A 17,967-nucleotide genomic window follows, 5' to 3' on the forward strand; every position below is an offset into this window, starting at 1 on the left:
CTTTTGAAGAAAGACTATGACATACTTGTAATCGGCAGCGGATTGGGAGGTCTTGTTTCGGCTCTTGTTTTGGCGAAAGAAGGCATGAAGGTGTGCGTGTTGGAAAAAAATAACCAGTATGGCGGTAATCTTCAAACCTTTTCCCGTGACAAACTTATTTTCGATACCGGAGTTCATTATTTGGGAGGCCTTTCAAAAGGGCAGAACCTGAACCGCTTTTTCTCTTATCTGGAGATTATGGACGATCTGGAACTTCAGAAAATGGACGATGACGGCTACGATAGGGTAAGCTTTGAAGGTGATGAAATAGAATATCCTCATGCACAGGGATATCAGAACTTTGTAGAGCAGCTTACAAAATATTTCCCTGAAGAAAAAGAAAATCTTGAGAACTATTGTGAAGAAATACAATACGTCTGCAGCCAGTTTCCAAGATATAATGTAGTAGGACATGATAACTACAACGAAGAGATTCTTCACCTCAATACAAAGCGATTCATAGAATCTGTTACCCACAATAAAAAACTGCAATCCGTTTTATTAGGATCCAATTTTCTGTACGCCGGAGATTCGGAAAATGTACCTTTTTATGTTCATGCTTTAACGGTAAATTCTTATATTCAAAGTGCTTACAAGTGTGTAAAAGGAGGAAGTCAAATTTCCAAACTGCTGATTCGAAAGCTTAGAAAATATGGGGCAGAAGTACACAAACATTCCGAGGTTTCAGAATTTGTATTTAATGAAAACAATACATTGACCTCTGTAAAAACAAAGACTGGAAAAATATATTCAGCCCAACAGTTTATTTCAAATATTGAGATCCGTTCGACCATCAGATTAATTGGAGAAGAAAGACTGAAAAAATCTTTTCTGAACAGAGTAATGAGCTGGAAACCGGTTTCTTCGTGTTTCAGTATTTATTTGGTTTTAAAACCTGAGAGTTTACCCAATTTCAACTATAATATTTACCATTATTCATCCGAAGAATTGGTTTGGAATGCCTTCCAATATAATAAAAAGTTGTGGCCGGAAACCTATATGCTATCTTCCACAGCATCAAAACATCATCCTGGATTTGCAGAAAGCCTTACCGCTATCTCTTATATGGATTTTGATGAGGTTAAAGAATGGGCAAATACGTTCAATACAGTTGCTAATGAACACGAAAGAGGAGAAGCATATGAGAAATTTAAATTTGAAAAAACCGAAAAAATGATTGAAGCTCTTGAGAAGAGAATTCCTAATCTCAGACATGCGATCAAAAATATTTATACATCCTCTCCACTGTCTTATCGGGATTATATCGGTAATTTTGATGGAAATATGTACGGTTACATGAAAAGTTCAGAAAATCCTCTTAAAACAATGGTTTCTCCACGCACCAAAATTGATAATCTGTTCCTTACCGGGCAGACTGTGAATATGCACGGAATTTTAGGGGTAACCATCGGGGCCTTCAATACCTGTGCAGAAATTTTAGGAAAAGACACGATTGATAACCGATTGAGAGAAATGATTTAACACCATCCCAGTGAAAAAAACTAAAACCAATTATTTATATCATAAAAGATTCGTTCTTTACTCATTTTGCTCTCTGATATTACTCTCGTGTGGAGTTTCTAAATCTGTTCATCATATTCCTGAGGTAAAAAAATATACTCTTGAAGTACCAACAGTCAGTAAAATTAATGACTCAACGTTTAGCTACCGACAGAATTTTCTTACCAAGAACAAGCAACAGCTTTGGGAACTTTACATTAAAGGAAATCCTCTACAGCTAGGATATAATAATGGGGCACTGACACAAAGTCTGATGCAGAAGCAGGAAGGAATTTTCTTTTCAAAAGTAGAAGGTTTTGTTCCTTCAAAATTCAAGCAAAAGCTGTTAAGAGGCTTTTTGAAATGGTACAACAGAAAAATGTATCTGAATGTAAGAGAAGATTATCAGGCAGAATTATATGGTTTAGCACAATATTCATCTGACCAGTACGATTTTATTGCGCCTAAATATTTAAGAAATCTTTATCTCCATGGGGCTCATGATATTGGACATGCCATGCAGGATTTAGCAATGGTAGGATGTTCTTCATTAGCAGTTTGGAACGAAAACACGGAAGATGGTGATCTGCTGATCGGAAGGAATTTCGATTTTTATGTGGGTGATGATTTTGCGCAAAATAAACTGGTAGAATTTGTAGAGCCGGAAGGAGGAATTCCGTATATGTCTGTAAGTTGGCCGGGAATGATCGGCGTGGTATCCGGAATGAATAAAAAAGGGATTACAGTGACCATCAATGCCGGAAAATCAAAGATTCCTTTAACAGCCAAAACGCCTATTTCCCTTGTAACAAGAGAAATTTTACAATATGCCGGAAATATAGAAGAAGCTATTGCTATTGCTAAAAAAAGAAAGGTTTTTGTTTCAGAATCTATTCTTGTAGGCAGTGCAGCAGATAAAAATGCAGTAATCATTGAAGTATCGCCTAAGAATTTCGGTGTGTATAGAGTAGAAAACACGAGTAAAATATTTTGTACGAACCATTTCCAGTCTGAGCCCTATAAAGAAGATAAACGAAATCAGAAACATAAAGAAGAAAGTCATTCTGAATACCGATATGAAAAACTTCAGGAGCTTTTGCAGCAAGAACCGAAACTGAATCCTGAGAAAATGGCATCTATTTTAAGAAACAGATCAGGATTAAAGGATGAAAAGATTGGGTATGGCAACGAAAAAGCGCTGAACCAGCTTCTGGCTCATCATGCTGTTATTTTTTCTCCTGAGAAAAAGTTGGTTTGGGTTTCTTCAAATCCTTATCAGTTGGGCGAATTTGTATGTTATGATCTTAATAAGATCTTTTCTGATAATGGTTTACAGCCTAATGACTTTTCAAAATCGGGACTGAATGTTGAGAGAGATCCTTTTGCAGATTCTCAGGAATTTAGAAATTATCAGGAGTATCGAAATCTTAATACACAACTGGAAGATGCTATTGATAACAGAGAGATTCTTACCGATGATTTTCTGCCCCATTACAAGTCTTTAAATCCAGATTTTTGGAAAACGTATTACATGACAGGAAAATATTACTTTAATAAAAAAGAATATTCCAAAGCCAAAACCGAATTTGAGAAATCTCTTACTAAGGAAATTACTACAGTTCCCGACAAGAAAAACGTAGAAAAGTACCTGAAGAAAACCGTAAATAAATTGAAATGATTCCTAAACATATAAAGCTGCTTTTTAGCATTCCTTTTGTTATTATTATCTGTTATTCTATATATCTGTGTACGGTATACAGTAAGGTGCCTGATATTATCCCTATCCACAGTTATGGTAACAATAAAGACAGTTATGGTAGTAAAATTTTTCTCTTTTTGCCCATATTGCTTAATCTCATTATCCTAATTTTTATATGGCTTATTATCAGAAAACCGGATAGCATCAAATTTACTTTTGAAATCAAAGAAGAAGATCGGGAAAAGATTTATCATATCACGCAGCTGGCTTTGGTGATTCTTGCCATATTTGTCACTGTTTTGATGGGACCTTTATCTTTTGCCGACGTTGTTTATAAATAATCATCAGTTTAGATGATATAGTTTAATTTATTCATAAATAGAAATTTAGCTATTTGTAGTTTTTTTAAATTTCAATGTTAAATAGATTTTTTTAATTGATATGATATTCATTTTAGATAATTTTCATGAAATAGTGTAACATTTTTGATTATTTCTCTACTAACTGAAAAATGGATATTAATATTTGATAAAAAGAAAACTATGAAAAAAATTCGACTTAGTGTTAAGCTTTTGTTGTTTTGTTCACTATTTAGCGTAGGTGCGCTTTCAGCACAAAAATACGAGCAGGCAATTAAAGATTACGTTAATTCCAGCCAGAGTGCATTTCAAAGAATCAATCCGGAACTGAAATCTTTTAAAATCATCAATGTAGACCCTTCAGCGAGTCTGAAAGGAGATGTTGTGGGAATACAGCAGACTATTAATGGTATTCCTGTTTTTGGAAGTTCTGCTAATGTTTTAATCAGAGAAGGAAAAGTATTAAGCTTTGCAGATACATTCGTTAAGGTGTATCCTTCTGCAATTAAAGGGAAAGAAAGTGGAAGAAAAGATGCTTTAATAGCACAGACAATTCAAAAACTGAACGGGCAGTCTACTGTAAAAAACGTTGATGGAAAAGAATCTCCAATCCAATCCAATCCGGTTTACTTTGCAAAAGGAGGAGAACTGCTGTTAGCTTATCAGGTTAATATAGAAGAAAAAGGAACAAGCAATGTGTGGAGTACCATTGTAAATGCAGAAGATGGATCTGTTCTATATCAGGAAAATACAACACTTTCTTGCGACTTCCATGAAGATGCTTATGTTCATCAGACTTTTAGAAATTCTTTGAGTGATCTATCTCTTCCAGCAGCAACTTTACCTCAAAATGTAAATACTTCGGTATTAAAAAATCAGGCAAATTTTGTTTTATCTCCGGATAACGCTACTTATAATGTATTTGCTTTTCCTACTGAAGCTCCAACTTTTGGAGGCCGAACATTACTTACCAATCCTTGGGATCTTACAGCGTCTCCGGAAGGTTGGCATTCTGATGGTACCAACCATTATACAATAACAAGAGGGAACAATGCTTTTGCTTATACCGATGAAGCGAATACCAATTTGCCACAGTTTTCTCCAGATGGAGGTGCAAACAGAGCATTTGACTTTCCATTGGATATAACGGCTGCACATACTACTTATACTTCAGCAGCGGTAACCAATTTATTCTATAATACGAATAAAATGCATGATGTTTTCTATAAATTCGGATTTACAGAATCAGCAAGAAATTATCAGACCAATAATTTTGGAAATGGAGGAGTAGGAAACGACCCTGTTCTTTCCGAATCAAGAGATGGTAGTGGTCTTAATAATGCCAACTTTAATCCTGGAGTAGAAGGAACAAGTGGTAGAATGCAGATGTTCCTTTTTTCACCTACCAATGCAAGATATCTTTACTATAATTCACCATCAACATACATCGCAAGAACTCCTGCAGCTGCTACGGCCAATTTTGGTCCGCAGATTATGGGAAGTGCTCCTGTAACAGGTGACCTGGCTCTTTCTGTACCGGCCGATGCTTGTACTGCTGTGGCTGCAGGAAGTCTTACAGGAAAAATTGCTGTTGTGACTGCTGCAGGATGTGCTTTTGCAGTAAAAACTAAGAATTTACAAAATGCAGGTGCTGTAGGAGTAATACAATATCACCCGGCTAGTAATACGCCTGTTGGATTAGGAGGAACAGATGCTACAATTACGATTCCTACCATTATGGTTGGTTTATCAGAAGGGCAGTTCTTAGTGAATGATTTAACAAATGGTATTGTTGGAAATGCTTCATTGAAAACAGATGCTGTTTATAAAGATGCAAGTTTAGATAATGGAGTAATCAGCCATGAGTATGGCCACGGTATTACTAACCGACTTACCGGAACTGGCAGCTCTTGTCTTTCTTATATTTCATCTAATGAACAGATGGGAGAAGGATGGTCTGATTTCTTTGCTTTGATGATGACCACCAGACCTGGTGATACTTCTGATATTGCAAGAGGAATGGGAACTTATGTTTCCGGACAATCAACTACAGGTTTGGGTATAAGACCAGCAAAATATTCCCCAGATTTCTCTGTTAATAACTATACGTATGGCAGAACAAACGGGATGAAAATCAGTACAAGTATTTCAGGAATTGCAGTAACTGTACCAGACGTTCACAGTATCGGATTTATTTGGGCTTCAATGCTTTGGGATCTTAACTGGAAATATGTAGAAAAATATGGATATAACAGCAACGTATTAGCTGATCCTAACAGTGGTAGTGCTAAAGTATTACAATTAGTAATGGATGCTCTTAAACTTCAACCATGTAATCCAACCTTTGTACAGGGTAGAGATGCTATTTTAGCAGCTGATCAGGCAAGTACTAATGGTGCTAACAAATGTCTTATCTGGAATACATTTGCTAAGAGAGGATTAGGAGTAAATGCATCGGCAGGAGCTCTTAATGGTTTAGCTTTTGGAGCTAACCAACCTTTAGCGGAAATGAGTGATCAGGTTGAAGATTTTACTGTACCTTCTGATTGTCAAGTACTGGCTGTGAATGAAGTTAAGAATTCTAAAGGAATCTCAATTTATCCGAATCCTGTAAGAAATGAATTTACTATTCAAACGCCATCGAATGTGAACTTATCAGGAATTACAACTGTTTCTATTTATGATTTCACAGGTAAGCTTATTTCACAGGAGAGCATTAACCTTAACAAACAAACTACAATTAGTGCTGCCAACCTTATCAATGGAGCTTATATTGTAAAAGTTAACAACAACTCGATTGACTATACTCAGAAGATTATAGTTTCGAAATAATAAAGAGTAATAATAATTAGTTTTAAAGGTTCTGAAGCATTTTGTTTCAGGGCCTTTTTTATAAGATTTTAATTAATTATTCTCAGGACTTACCTTATTCAGAAAAAGAAAAATAGCAATACCGGATAATGCCGATAAAGTTGTACTTAGGATAAAGCTTCCTATAATATATTGCAGAAGATTGTTTTTGATAAGTTCAAAATTCAAATCCTGGCTGAGAATATTACTGTCGCCATGTACAAAGGGAGCTCCTAAAAATAAAGAAGCCGCAATAATGAAAGGAATAAAAGGGGGAAGGCTCACATTGGATGCCACAAATGAAAGTACTTTATTCAGTTTGAAAAGAACGGAAAGACTGATCACAAGAAGCGTCTGAAATCCCCAAAAAGGAGAAAGCCCGATAAATACGCCTAAAGCAATAGAAAATGCTTTGGTACGATTACTACCGTCACTTTCCAGCACATCTTCCTTTATGAATCTTTTAAAGCTTTTTTTTTTGAAGTTATTCACAAAGTTTCTCGGAATAATGTACAGTAAAGTAATTGTTACTAAAATAGTATTCAGAATACTGATCCTTGTAAAATCTTTAAAAGGCCTGAAATGGGAAACCCGCTCTGCCGGATCATATAAAACCTTTATCGGAACATTCTTTACAGGAACATGTCTCCATGCAGTTCTTACAATGATTTCTATCTCAAACTCAAATTTGGGTGTGAAATATTTCTTCGGTATTTTATGTAAAGGGTAAAGTCTGTATCCGGATTGGGTATCATCCAACTTGATTCCCGTTTCGAACCAGAACCAAAAATTGGAAAACCTGTTTCCAAAACTGCTTTTTTTCGGAATTCCGTCCTGAGACATATTTCTGTTACCGATCAGAAGTACATCTTCTGTTTCCTGCATCAAAGCTTCCACAAATACAGGAAGATCATCTGGGTAGTGCTGACCGTCAGAATCTATTGTAATGGCATAATCATAGCCCAATTCTTTTGCCTTTCTGAATCCCGTTTTAAGGCCATTTCCTTTCCCTCGGTTCTCCGGTAAGGTAATGACTGTTATTTGCGGATATTGAGAAAGAATTTGCGGGGTAGAATCAGTTGAGCCATCATTCACCACAATGATACTTGCGGTGTAATCAAGAGCACCGTCAATCACTCTTTTCAGAGTTTTCTCGTTATTATAAGTAGGGATTAAAACACAGATTTTCGTTTCAGAAATTGCATTTTGTACTTCAGCAAGAGACATTGTTTTATTTTAAAGTGGCTCTTTCAGCCTCTGTAATAGTTTTGGATTGCATAGCAAACCTTTTAATATAATTTTTTAATGCTGCATTCTGCTTGCTGTAATTATTCAGAAGGAATGCTTTATCATCTTTCAGACTGCCACGGTAGCCTACAATTTTAGGAATGTTTTCCTGAACACTTAATCTGATCAAACGAAGTTCAGCATTATTAGGATTACTTTTAATAATCCCTTCCAGGCTTGTAGCTCCGGTTTTCACAAGAGATTTTCTATTGCTTTTGGCAATTTTTGCTTCCATGATCTTTGCCGCTGCTTTATACCCTAAAGTAACCGCATCCGAACCGGATTGTTTTTCTGCTGTTTCAATAAAGGTTTGGGTATTGGCATTAGACTCATTGGCCTTGGCATAGCTGTTTCTCAGCGTTTCAATATCAGATTGAAATAAAAAAATAAATGCTGCTACGAATGATAAGATAAGTTTCATGATGGTATTTTTTTATAGCTTACAGACAATTTCAATGCAATAGTCTCGCCAAAAGATGTAGTATTCTTTACTTTAACATCTTCACCATTCTCATCAATATCAAGTTGAAGTACCAGATCTGGTGTTTCAAAAGGATTGATAATCGCCATGAATTTTACATTCGACGCTGCCTTCAGAAACAATTTTGTACCTAGAAATTCTTCCGTAAGTTCTTTAATGATCTGCATCATACAAACTCCTGGAGTAACAGGATTTCCCGGAAAGTGACCCTTGAAGATGTCATGGTCTTTATTTAAATGAATGTAAGCCGTAAACTTTCCGTCTTCAGCTTTCTCATGCGATGTTAAAGTGTAAAAATCTGTAAGAATGCTTTGCATGCTTTTATTTTTTTAGATTAAATGTATAATAAACTCCTGCCTGGAATGTTACATTCGTATGATCATTGAAAATATGTACAAATCCTTTTTTTACTCTGGCTTCTACACCAATATTCTTTGTAATGTCGTATCCAGCACCAAATAATAACCCAAGATCTGCATCTGTAGGGTGATCAATCTCTTTATGGTCTGTCAAAATCTCCAAAGTGGGGCCGAAGTGAAGGTTAAATTTATCAATATAAAATTTATTAACAACGGCTGCACCTACATAAGAAAGACTTACTGTTTTAGAATCAATTCCCGGGGTTTTGCTTTCAAGCTTACCCCCCTGACGGGTATAATAGACCTCCGGTTGAAGGGCGTAGAATTTTGCAAAACGAATATTCGCCTGAAAACCTACATAAAAATCAACCTTTGATTTAATATCATATACATTGTTGATATAATGATATCCCTGGCTGTCATTATAATACCAATAATCCTGAGCAGGACCATCAGAAAGATGTGAAATATTAGCACCTACCCTGATTCCCGGGTTGAATGTTACCTGTGCAAAAGACAAACCAGAGATGAGTGCGAAAAGCAAGAAATATATTTTCTTCATGTGGAATTTATTCCGTTTCGGTTATTTGAAATAGTTTTATATTGATCTTAAAATCCCTGTGCTGTAGGTTTAAGCTATCTGCGAAGATATGCTTTTTTGCATCAAAAGTAAAATCGATTTTTTCCTTATTATTTTTTGTATAAACAATCTGTTTCAGTAAATGATCTTCTTTGCTGAAGAATAAATAATATCCTTTTTTATCAATTTTTGAAAGATAAACTTTGGCGTTTTCATTCTCAAAACTTTCACTTACAGGATATTGTCTTTTTAAAAGCTGCTGGAAATCATTTTTAAGAAAATTGATGACAATCTTTTTATCCAGATCAGGAAGTACATAGTTCAGTTTAAAATCATGGTCTGAAACTTCAAAATCAATCAGTTTATTTCCGAAATCAGAGGTTAATGCAACTCGATGAGTGGTCTCACTTATTTTTTTGATGATCAGAATACCGCTTACATGATTGTTATAAATATCCATCTGGCACTTATAAACATAATCTTCATGGGAAGAAAAGTAAAGGTTTTCAACAGTTTTTTCAGTCGTTGAAACAGGTTTTACCCCTGTAAGCTGGTAACTTTTACAGGAAACTGCCAATACCAATAGAAGGCTATAAAGTAAATTCTGACGCAGGAATTGACGCATTGATCTTGGTGTTTTTGAAAACAATATTGGTTGTATCTCCGGAAGCTTCCGTCATATTTACCTGTGAAACGGTGGATTGGTTTTTAGGAAAATACAACTCGATTTGTTTGATGTATTTCAACAGCTGAGAGGTTTTCGGGACAAATTTTGCCACGTTAAAATTCCCGTTTTTGAAATAGGTAACCGTAAACTCAGGATCATTGAACATGGTTCCGTTGGAGCTTCCGACAATCAGTTTATTGATCTTTTCGAAGGTCTTGCTTTTAGCATCTACCGATGACTTTTTACCCTGATCATTGATGAAGATTTTGTTGCTTTTAAAAACAATACTGTACTGATAAGGTTTGGTGTATTTCCAGCTTAGCATATTAGGAGTCTGCAAAGACATTTTGCCGTACGTCACGATGCTTTTATCCAGGAAATCCATTTTTTTTGTTTGGGTGAAATCACTCTGCAAGGTTTTAATCTCTTTGGTTTCTGAGGAAACTTTAGTGACAAAAGCCTTAGCCTCTGCTCCAGACATTGCCGTATTTTGGGCAAAAAATAAGCCTGAAACTAATAAAAATGCTCCGAAAGCAATATTTTTAATCATTTTTCTTAGAATTTGTAATTGAATCAACCGTAAAGGTCGAGTACTTTTGATCTGTCAAAAATACTAATAAATCTGCCAGAACATTATAGGTCTTCTGAGAGGTGTCGTGAAGAAGAACAATGCTTCCTTTTTTCAGACGCGTGGTAATCCTTTTATAGATTTTTCTTTCATCATCTATAACCGTGTCTAAAGAACGTACATTCCAGCCTATACTTTGTTTATGAGTATTTTTTATGGCTCTGGCAATATTGGGATTGGTAACTCCAAAAGGTGGACGGTACAGATCCGTTTTTATATTGCCTGTTTGCTGGATGATAGTATCACATTTCTCAATTTCTTCAGTCATTTTTGAAGCCGATAAAAAACCGGTTGAATTGGAATGAGAGAAAGTGTGGTTACCAATAGTATGACCTTCTGTAATGATCCTTTGAAATGTTTCAGGAAATTTTTCAATTTGTTTCCCGATACAGAAAAAGGTTGCTTTTACCTGATGTTCTTTCAGTAGGTCTAAAAATAAAGGGGTGAACTCAGTAGGTCCGTCATCAAAAGTGAGAGCGATTTCTTTAGTTCTCGTTTGTTTATGGGTAATGCTGTTGACAAAATATCTCAATTCAATAGCAAAAGCACCCCAAACTACCACTGCGGAAAAAGCAAAGAAACAAAAAAGATACACCCAAAAACTCCCCTGAAACGCATAGATAAAAACGTTACAGAAAAGATAAAACAGGATGAATGAATAATGTTTCACAATTATTTTTTAAGTTGTTTAAAGATATGAAATTGCTAATTAGGCTTTTTCCAATAATACTAAACTGTGATCATTTCCAGCCAGATGATTGTAAAGAAGTACATTTTTTACTTCATTTTTCTTTTCAGCGTTAATCATCATAATTTCAGGAATTTGCTGGTCTTTAAGAATATGACATGCCATAAAAGTAGAAAAACCACTCGCGGTGTTAAATTCTCCACTTAAATGCTTGAAGTACAAATGTGAAGAGTTAGGCAATAATTCCATCGCTTGAGTATAATAAACATCCGATTCTGAATCTCCGCTGAATCCTAAGATAACGGCATCAATATCATTGGCTGTAAGATTATTCTTGGCTAAAAAATCCTGTATAAAACCTGTTATTTCATGTACTTCTAACCTGTTGGTTATTTTGATGTTAGTAAGTTGGGCGTAGGTATTTTCTGTTTTATCTTTTCCTACAACAAAGAAACTAGCTCCTTCTCCCCAAACGACTCCTGCTGTTGCAGAGTTCAGATAGTTGACAGGAAGGTTTTCTTCTTTTTTAATGGTATTATTTAACCTGTAAAGCTCCATTGTTCTATCGGTTTGCTCATCGGTAGAACCTACAAGAACATTGTAAGCTTCTCCGTCATTAATCTGAAGCTGAGCATCCAGAAACGAGAATTCGAGAGAGGAAGAAGTATTTACATAAGTGAAATTGTACGCATGGCACTGTAGTCCTAATGCAATCTGCCCAGCTACCGTATTGTGGGTTGACTGAATAAAATAAGTAGGTGTTAAAAACTCCTCATGATTGTCAATCACATTTTTCAGAAACTTTTCAGAATCCTGAGAACAACCCATTCCGGTTCCTACAATAATGGCGTCCGGTTTTTCAATACCTGCTTCTTTCAAAGCATAAGTTGAAGCTACAGAACTCATTTTTACCGTTTTAGACATTCTTCTGATCATTGCAGGAGGAATGAATTGTTTGTAATTGGGTTCTATAGCCTTTATGATTGATAAAGAGTTTTCAGGGCTAAGATTCTGAAGAATATGGTCATTTAAAGTGTCCTGTGCCGAGATACAGGCTGCACTGTTGATGTATACTGCACTCATGACTTTGAGAAAATTAAGGTTGAACAGTTTCCGCCGAAACCAAATGAATTGGAAAGTACATGGTTGATGTTCTTGTCTTTCAGTTGGGTAACCGGCGTTAAATCAAATTCTTCCATTTTCGTTTTGAAATTCAAATTGGGGAAGATAAGACTGTGCTGCATCGCTAAAATTGAAAACACAGCTTCAATTCCGGCTGCTGCGGCAAGAGTATGTCCGGTGAATGCTTTTGTAGAGCTGAATTCAGGAACCTGGTTTTCTCCAAAGATCCTGATCATGGCAATACCTTCTGATAAATCATTATTGGGAGTTGCCGTCCCATGAACATTGATATAATCGATATCCTCTTTAGCCAATCCGGAGATTTTTAATGCTTGCTGCATCGCTAAAAATGCTCCTTGTCCGTTCTCAGAAGAGGCCGTTTGGTGATGCGCGTCATTAGCATTTCCATACCCGGAAAGATAAGCTAAGACTTTTTTGTTTTCTTTTTTTACGATTTCTTCAGATTCAAGTACCAGGAAAGCGGCTGCTTCACCAAGGTTGAGCCCTTTTCTGTCGTTGTCGAAAGGAGTGTTGTAAGAATCGGTCAAAATCATCAGGGTATTGAACCCATTGAGTGTAAATTTGGAAAGAGAATCTGTTCCTCCAACGATGACGCGATCCAAAACTCCGTTTTTAATCAATTTGGCACCCATCATAATCGCGTTGGCTGCAGAAGAACAGGCGGTACTAATGGTAGAAACCATACCTTTTAATCCTAAATAATCAGCAATGGCCAATGAGGAATTTCCGGCATCGTGAGCGTCAATATATTTTTGCTTTTCAGGAAAATCTTCGTAAGAGTAGAAATATTTTTCAGTGACATCCATCCCGCCTACACTGGTAGAAGAGATCAGACCGGTTCTGCAGCTGTTGATATCCGAAATTCCGGCACTTTCTACCGCTTCTTTTGCGGCTGCCATTCCTAATAAAGAAGTTCTTGTGACATTGTTGTCTTCGTTAAGTTGAAGTTTCTGTACAAGTTCTTCATTAGATAATTTTATCTCACCTGTTTTAATGGTTCCGGCATGACGGGTTTCAAACATTTGAATATCTGAAATTCCGTGTTTTCCGGATTGGAGAGAAATAAAATTTTCCTCCACGTTGTTTCCGATGGAGGAAATGATGCCCATTCCTGTTATGGCAATTTTTTGACTCATTGTAGTTAAATAATATAACAATGTATCAACCTAACAATCGACAATAATTGCTACATTGCTACACTGTTAGATTTTTATATTGATTTATTTCGTTCTGTTGTCTTCGATGAATTTAGCCATCGTGTCGATAGACTGGAAGATTTCCTTTCCTTTTTTAGGATCAGCTAATTTTATTCCGTAGTCTTTGTCAAGAAGAACGATAAGCTCTAAAGCGTCAATAGAATCCAATCCTAATCCACCACCAAATAATGGATCAGTATCTTTGATTTCTTCTATAGAAACGTCTTCAAGGTTTAGTACTTCAATAATTTTGTGCTTCAATTCTGTTTTTAAGTTTTCCATAATTTAATTAATTTACCAATGTATTGATGCAACAGTTTAGCAATATCTAAAATTGTTACATTTTTACATTGTTAGATCGTTACATTTTTATAAGGTTAGCAAATATACAAAAGCTTTGTAATTTTCCTGATATAATTCAACCCAGCCGCATAACACTTGGTCTGCTTTTCCGGACTGGAGAATTTGCTCAGAATAATTGTTTAGAAATTCTTCATCCAATTCATCTAAAACAAAGAACGCGTTTTCTGTCTGCATTTTATGTTTAATGCTGATTTCTCCTACACAAATATTAGGTAATGTATAAACAAAGACTGCAGGACTTGGATAAAAGTTTTCCTTGTCATTGATGCTTTCCTGATATTTGAAATCGGTATCGAGACTGGATGATTTGTTGGCAAAAACGATAGCTGTTCTGCTATGGTCATCATTTTTTAAAATTGTTTCAGCAGCAAGGAAGGCCAGTTTGCTCAGGCTATCCATTTTATGAAATTTTGGATAATTGAGCTCTAAATTTTTATAGGCTTCTTTGGCAAATTCCTGAAAGGTTTCGCTTGGGCTTTCGAAAATAAGAGCTCCATCGACTGTTATTTTTGAATGTTCTATGGTAACGGTAGCGGTTTTCTTCATGGTGTTCATTTTAGCATTTTTCCAATACAATAGCAGCGTTACATCCACCAAAGCCAGATGCTGTTTTCAGAATATATCTGATAGAAGCTGTTTGGTTTTCTTTAATGATATTCAACGGTTGGGATACTCCTGTTTCTTCAAAGTTTTTAGAAGGAAGTAAAGTGTTGTAAAGAGCACTTTCCATTGAAATAATACTCTCAAGAAGCCCTGAAGCCCCTAGACAATGTCCATAATATCCTTTCATACTGTTGAGAGGAATATGTTGAAGTTCCATTCTGTTGAATGCGATGGCTTCCATTTCGTCATTATATAGGGTAGCGGTTCCGTGGGCAGAGATAAAATCAATCTGTTCAGAAGAAACCTGAGCTTCAATCATTGCATTTTTGATGCTGGCGTATAATCCGTCTCCAGTTCTTGATGGTCCGGAAATATGGTTGGCATCATTAACGGCAGAATCTCCCAGAACTTTAAAAATCGTTGCTTCATTTTCAGAAGGTTCAGCAGTAATGTAAGCTGCGGCTGCCGCTTCACCAATATTAATTCCGTTCCTATTTTTATCATAAGGTTTGCAAGGTCCCGATCCTATCGCCTGAAAGGAATTGAATCCCGAGATGACAAACTCAGAAAGTTCGTCTCCGGCAATAACAAAAGCATCTTTATACCTTCCGGCTAGAATCATATTCTTAGCTACTGCTATCGCCATTACTCCCGATACACAGGCATTGGAAACTACGACAGGTTTTGTTTTGAATCCAAAAAAGTGAGCTATTTTCTCTGCTAGTTTTGATAAATAAACGCCTTCCGGTAATTCAGACTGTTTCTTTAACAGGCTGATATTTCCTTTTGTTGTTGAAAGGATAAAAGCCGTATTTTCTGAAGGTTTATGTTTATCGATCAAAGGCTGTAAACTTAAAAGCAGCATTTTTTCCAGTCTTGTAAAGCTCTCATTATCGTTTTGAGTAAAGAATCTGTTGAATTCCTCATTCAGTTTTTCAGAATCAATCATAGAAGCATAAAAAGCGTCCTGATTGTCTATGATCTTATGGAGAGCAACTCCCGATTTTCCTTCTGAAAGAGCCTTCCAGTTGGCTTCAACATTGAAACCCAATGGAGTTACACAATTATAGTCTGTGATAAAGATTTCCTTCTTCATGATAGTTCCATTTTATCTTTCCATTTTTGAAAAAATTCCGGATTGTAAAGGCATAGCCCGCCGTTACTGTCAAGGAATACCTGTATCGTTTCACCGCTGCATACCAGTTTTCCTTCCTGGTTGAAGAGTTCATATCTGTAGATCAGTTTTGCGGAAACAGAGTTCACAAAAGTGGTTACAATGTTAAAGGTTTCTCCATATTTTAAAGGAAGAAAATGTTCACACGTACTTTTTACAATAGGTGTTACATATCCGGCATTCTGAATATCGAGATAGGTGAGACCATGCTGACGTCCGAAAGCTTCTCTACCATCTTCAAAATAAACAATATAATGTCCATGCCAGACAATTCCCAGAGGATCTGTCTCATTGAATCGTACTCTTACTTCTTCGGTACAGGTTAATCTATTTTCTTTAGACTGCATTTTGTTTTCTTTCATAAAAAATGGAAATGGAAACAGTGGCAAGGTAAAATAGTAGTAAGAATATCAGTTCTTTAGCTATTCCTCCAATACCGCTATTCCTTAAAATAATATCGTAATAAGCATTCAGCCCCCAGTTCATAGGTGAGAATTTAGCTACGGTCTGCATGAACTCCGGCATTAAGAATACGGGAACCCATATTCCGCCAATGGCTGCCAGAACAACTACAGAAGTAGCTCCAAATGGCGCTGACTGCTCCTGTGTGTCTGCAATAGTTCCTAATAATACTCCAAATCCTATAGCTGCTAAACCGGCAAATAAAGTTACGGTTATAAGCTGGAACATTTTTCCCGATACATCAAAAGCCGGAAGATCCATATAAGGGAAAAGATAAACACCTACAGCAACCATCAGTAAAAACTGAATGATACAGATGATAAGATAGGTAAATGTTTTCCCCAAAATATGCACAAAATATGGAGTAGGGCTTATTCTTGCTCTTACACTTGTTCCCTGGCTTTTTTCTTTTACCAGATTAATAGAAAGTGGTACTACGATGAAGAATATCGCAAACAGCGTCCAAGCCGGAACGTTATGCTGAACGGAATTCGGCATAACGTCCATTTCTCCTTTCTTAGGAGTGATTTCTTTAAAGCTGATCAGGTTTTTATTTTCATCAAGATTTTCAGTAGTTCCCAACTGATCCTGGAAAGCTTTGTAAATCTTTTTATTTTCGATTTGAAAAACCATTTTGTTAACAGAGTTCATCACCGAATTTTTGAACCCTGCGTTGGTGGCTGGATCAAAATATAAATGGATTTCTTTTGCTTTGGGAGCTTCTGTTTTTGCTTTTGTTGAATCTCCTTCCAATCCGAAAGAACTTACAATGGTCTGAACTTTAGAATCAATATTGGAATTCAGGTTTTTAGTAAGATTTTCAGGAATGACGATCGCCATTTGATAGTCTCCTGCAAAAACCGCTTCCTGCGCAGATTTTTCATTGAAATTGGTCAGCAGTTGAAATGTTTTGCTGTTTTCAAGCTCAGCTTTTATATTTTTTGAAACTTCAGATTTGTCCTGATCAATAAAAATGATAGGAATTTTTGATCCTTCAAGATTTTTAAAGGTTGAATCCTGAATAAGGGTGATGGTGACAATCAGAAGTAAAGGCATGACAAAAATAATGACAATTCCCCCGATGTCCCTTTTGAGTAAAAGGATTTCCTTAATAAAACTTCTCCACAATTTATACAACAACATCTCTTAATTCTTTTCCGGTTAATGAAATAAAAACATCTTCAAGGTTTTCGGCATTGGCAATCTGAGAAACCAGTTCTTCCGGGGTTCCCACAGCATGAATTTTTCCATGATCAATGATTGCGATTTTTGTACAGAATTCTTCCGCCTCAGAAAGGTGATGGGAAGTATAAATAATGCAGGTTCCCTGTTTATTTAAATCCAAAAGATAGTCGATAATGGCTTTTTTAGACTGAACATCCACACCTACAGTTGGTTCATCCAAAAAGAGAACTTTAGGATTGTGAAGGGTACCGGCGATGAGGTTGCATCTGCGCTTCATCCCTCCTGAAAATTGTCCTACCTGCTTGTTGGCAAATTTTGAAAGTCCCATGATTTCCAGAGAATGATCAATTGCTTTTTTGAGCTGATTGTGTTTTAAACCATACAGGCTTCCAAAAAACATCAGGTTTTCTTTAGCAGTAAGGGTTGGGTATAAAGCATATTCCTGAGGAACAATCCCAATAATCTGTCTGATTTTGAAACCGTCTTTCTGCGGAGATAAACCATTGATGGTAAATTGTCCTGAGGTAGGTTTTATTAATCCCGAAAGCATAGAAATAAGTGTTGTTTTTCCAGCTCCGTTGGGTCCAAGAATTCCGTAGATTTCGTTTTTGCTGATATTCAGAGAAATATCGTTTACCGAAAAATCATCAGAATTTTTGTATTTCTTATATAGGTTTTTAATTTCAATCATATTCTCCGCCATA

19 protein-coding genes are annotated in these 17,967 nt (G+C 36.1%); 4 read left to right on the top strand and 15 right to left on the bottom strand.

Annotated features, from left to right (window positions below; all coding sequences use genetic code 11):
- The first annotated feature begins 3 nt into the window (after positions 1 to 3).
- The 4 genes from ACL9RH_RS20590 to ACL9RH_RS20605 all read left to right on the top strand — a co-directional run bounded on the left by ACL9RH_RS20590 (position 4) and on the right by ACL9RH_RS20605 (position 6,429).
- Positions 4 to 1,521 carry a phytoene desaturase family protein gene (locus ACL9RH_RS20590; RefSeq protein WP_422695211.1) on the top strand — a complete coding sequence of 506 codons (1,518 nt, stop codon included), beginning with the start codon at positions 4 to 6 and terminating at the stop codon, positions 1,519 to 1,521.
- A gap of 10 nt (positions 1,522 to 1,531) precedes the next feature.
- Positions 1,532 to 3,217, top strand: a complete 1,686-nt coding sequence (locus tag ACL9RH_RS20595; protein ID WP_422695212.1) for a C45 family autoproteolytic acyltransferase/hydolase — start codon at positions 1,532 to 1,534, stop codon at positions 3,215 to 3,217.
- Positions 3,214 to 3,579, top strand: a complete 366-nt coding sequence (locus tag ACL9RH_RS20600; RefSeq protein WP_422695213.1) for a hypothetical protein — start codon at positions 3,214 to 3,216, stop codon at positions 3,577 to 3,579. The genes ACL9RH_RS20595 and ACL9RH_RS20600 overlap by 4 nt, the downstream gene beginning before the upstream one ends.
- A 201-nt stretch (positions 3,580 to 3,780) precedes the next feature.
- The gene (locus ACL9RH_RS20605; protein WP_422695214.1) at positions 3,781 to 6,429 is read left to right on the top strand and encodes a T9SS-dependent M36 family metallopeptidase; all 2,649 of its coding nucleotides are present in this window, start codon (positions 3,781 to 3,783) and stop codon (positions 6,427 to 6,429) included.
- Positions 6,430 to 6,501: 72 nt separating this feature from the next.
- On the opposite strand, the gene ACL9RH_RS20610 is transcribed toward ACL9RH_RS20605, so the two are convergent.
- The 15 genes from ACL9RH_RS20610 to ACL9RH_RS20680 all read right to left on the bottom strand — a co-directional run bounded on the left by ACL9RH_RS20610 (position 6,502) and on the right by ACL9RH_RS20680 (position 17,966).
- Entirely contained in the window at positions 6,502 to 7,674 is a 1,173-nt protein-coding gene (locus ACL9RH_RS20610; RefSeq protein ID WP_422695215.1) for a DUF2062 domain-containing protein, read from the bottom strand.
- A 4-nt stretch (positions 7,675 to 7,678) separates the two neighbouring features.
- A complete protein-coding gene (locus ACL9RH_RS20615; RefSeq protein WP_422695216.1) occupies positions 7,679 to 8,155 on the bottom strand; it encodes a hypothetical protein in 477 nt (158 codons plus the stop codon).
- Entirely contained in the window at positions 8,152 to 8,532 is a 381-nt protein-coding gene (locus tag ACL9RH_RS20620) for a 3-hydroxyacyl-ACP dehydratase (protein WP_422695217.1), read from the bottom strand. Before ACL9RH_RS20620 ends, ACL9RH_RS20615 begins: the two co-directional genes overlap by 4 nt.
- Before the next feature lie 4 nt (positions 8,533 to 8,536).
- A complete protein-coding gene (locus ACL9RH_RS20625) occupies positions 8,537 to 9,136 on the bottom strand; it encodes an outer membrane beta-barrel protein (RefSeq protein ID WP_422695218.1) in 600 nt (199 codons plus the stop codon).
- A 7-nt stretch (positions 9,137 to 9,143) separates the two neighbouring features.
- A complete protein-coding gene (locus ACL9RH_RS20630; protein WP_422695219.1) occupies positions 9,144 to 9,779 on the bottom strand; it encodes a hypothetical protein in 636 nt (211 codons plus the stop codon).
- Positions 9,745 to 10,371 carry a LolA family protein gene (locus tag ACL9RH_RS20635; protein ID WP_422695220.1) on the bottom strand — a complete coding sequence of 209 codons (627 nt, stop codon included), beginning with the start codon at positions 10,369 to 10,371 and terminating at the stop codon, positions 9,745 to 9,747. The genes ACL9RH_RS20630 and ACL9RH_RS20635 overlap by 35 nt, the downstream gene beginning before the upstream one ends.
- Positions 10,364 to 11,119: a polysaccharide deacetylase family protein gene (locus ACL9RH_RS20640; RefSeq protein ID WP_422695221.1), complete on the bottom strand. Its 756-nt coding sequence runs from the start codon at positions 11,117 to 11,119 to the stop codon at positions 10,364 to 10,366. Before ACL9RH_RS20640 ends, ACL9RH_RS20635 begins: the two co-directional genes overlap by 8 nt.
- A gap of 39 nt (positions 11,120 to 11,158) precedes the next feature.
- Entirely contained in the window at positions 11,159 to 12,220 is a 1,062-nt protein-coding gene (locus ACL9RH_RS20645) for a beta-ketoacyl synthase N-terminal-like domain-containing protein (protein WP_422695222.1), read from the bottom strand.
- Positions 12,217 to 13,416 (bottom strand): beta-ketoacyl-[acyl-carrier-protein] synthase family protein, encoded by a 1,200-nt coding sequence (locus ACL9RH_RS20650; protein ID WP_422695223.1) that lies wholly within the window; start codon positions 13,414 to 13,416, stop codon positions 12,217 to 12,219. Before ACL9RH_RS20650 ends, ACL9RH_RS20645 begins: the two co-directional genes overlap by 4 nt.
- Positions 13,417 to 13,500: 84 nt before the next feature.
- Positions 13,501 to 13,758, bottom strand: a complete 258-nt coding sequence (locus tag ACL9RH_RS20655; protein ID WP_047381552.1) for a phosphopantetheine-binding protein — start codon at positions 13,756 to 13,758, stop codon at positions 13,501 to 13,503.
- 87 nt (positions 13,759 to 13,845) lie between these two features.
- The gene (locus ACL9RH_RS20660) at positions 13,846 to 14,385 is read right to left on the bottom strand and encodes a 3-oxoacyl-ACP synthase (RefSeq protein ID WP_422695224.1); all 540 of its coding nucleotides are present in this window, start codon (positions 14,383 to 14,385) and stop codon (positions 13,846 to 13,848) included.
- Between the two features lie 10 nt (positions 14,386 to 14,395).
- Positions 14,396 to 15,538 (bottom strand): beta-ketoacyl synthase N-terminal-like domain-containing protein, encoded by a 1,143-nt coding sequence (locus ACL9RH_RS20665; protein WP_422695225.1) that lies wholly within the window; start codon positions 15,536 to 15,538, stop codon positions 14,396 to 14,398.
- Positions 15,535 to 15,978 (bottom strand): acyl-CoA thioesterase, encoded by a 444-nt coding sequence (locus tag ACL9RH_RS20670; protein WP_422695226.1) that lies wholly within the window; start codon positions 15,976 to 15,978, stop codon positions 15,535 to 15,537. The genes ACL9RH_RS20665 and ACL9RH_RS20670 overlap by 4 nt, the downstream gene beginning before the upstream one ends.
- On the bottom strand, positions 15,953 to 17,221 hold the full coding sequence (locus tag ACL9RH_RS20675) for an ABC transporter permease (protein WP_422695227.1): 1,269 nt from the start codon (positions 17,219 to 17,221) through the stop codon (positions 15,953 to 15,955). Before ACL9RH_RS20675 ends, ACL9RH_RS20670 begins: the two co-directional genes overlap by 26 nt.
- A complete protein-coding gene (locus tag ACL9RH_RS20680; RefSeq protein ID WP_422695228.1) occupies positions 17,208 to 17,966 on the bottom strand; it encodes an ABC transporter ATP-binding protein in 759 nt (252 codons plus the stop codon). Before ACL9RH_RS20680 ends, ACL9RH_RS20675 begins: the two co-directional genes overlap by 14 nt.
- Position 17,967: the final 1 nt, after the last annotated feature.

The organism is Chryseobacterium sp. Mn2064, from assembly GCF_049319685.1.
Classification (GTDB): domain Bacteria; phylum Bacteroidota; class Bacteroidia; order Flavobacteriales; family Weeksellaceae; genus Chryseobacterium.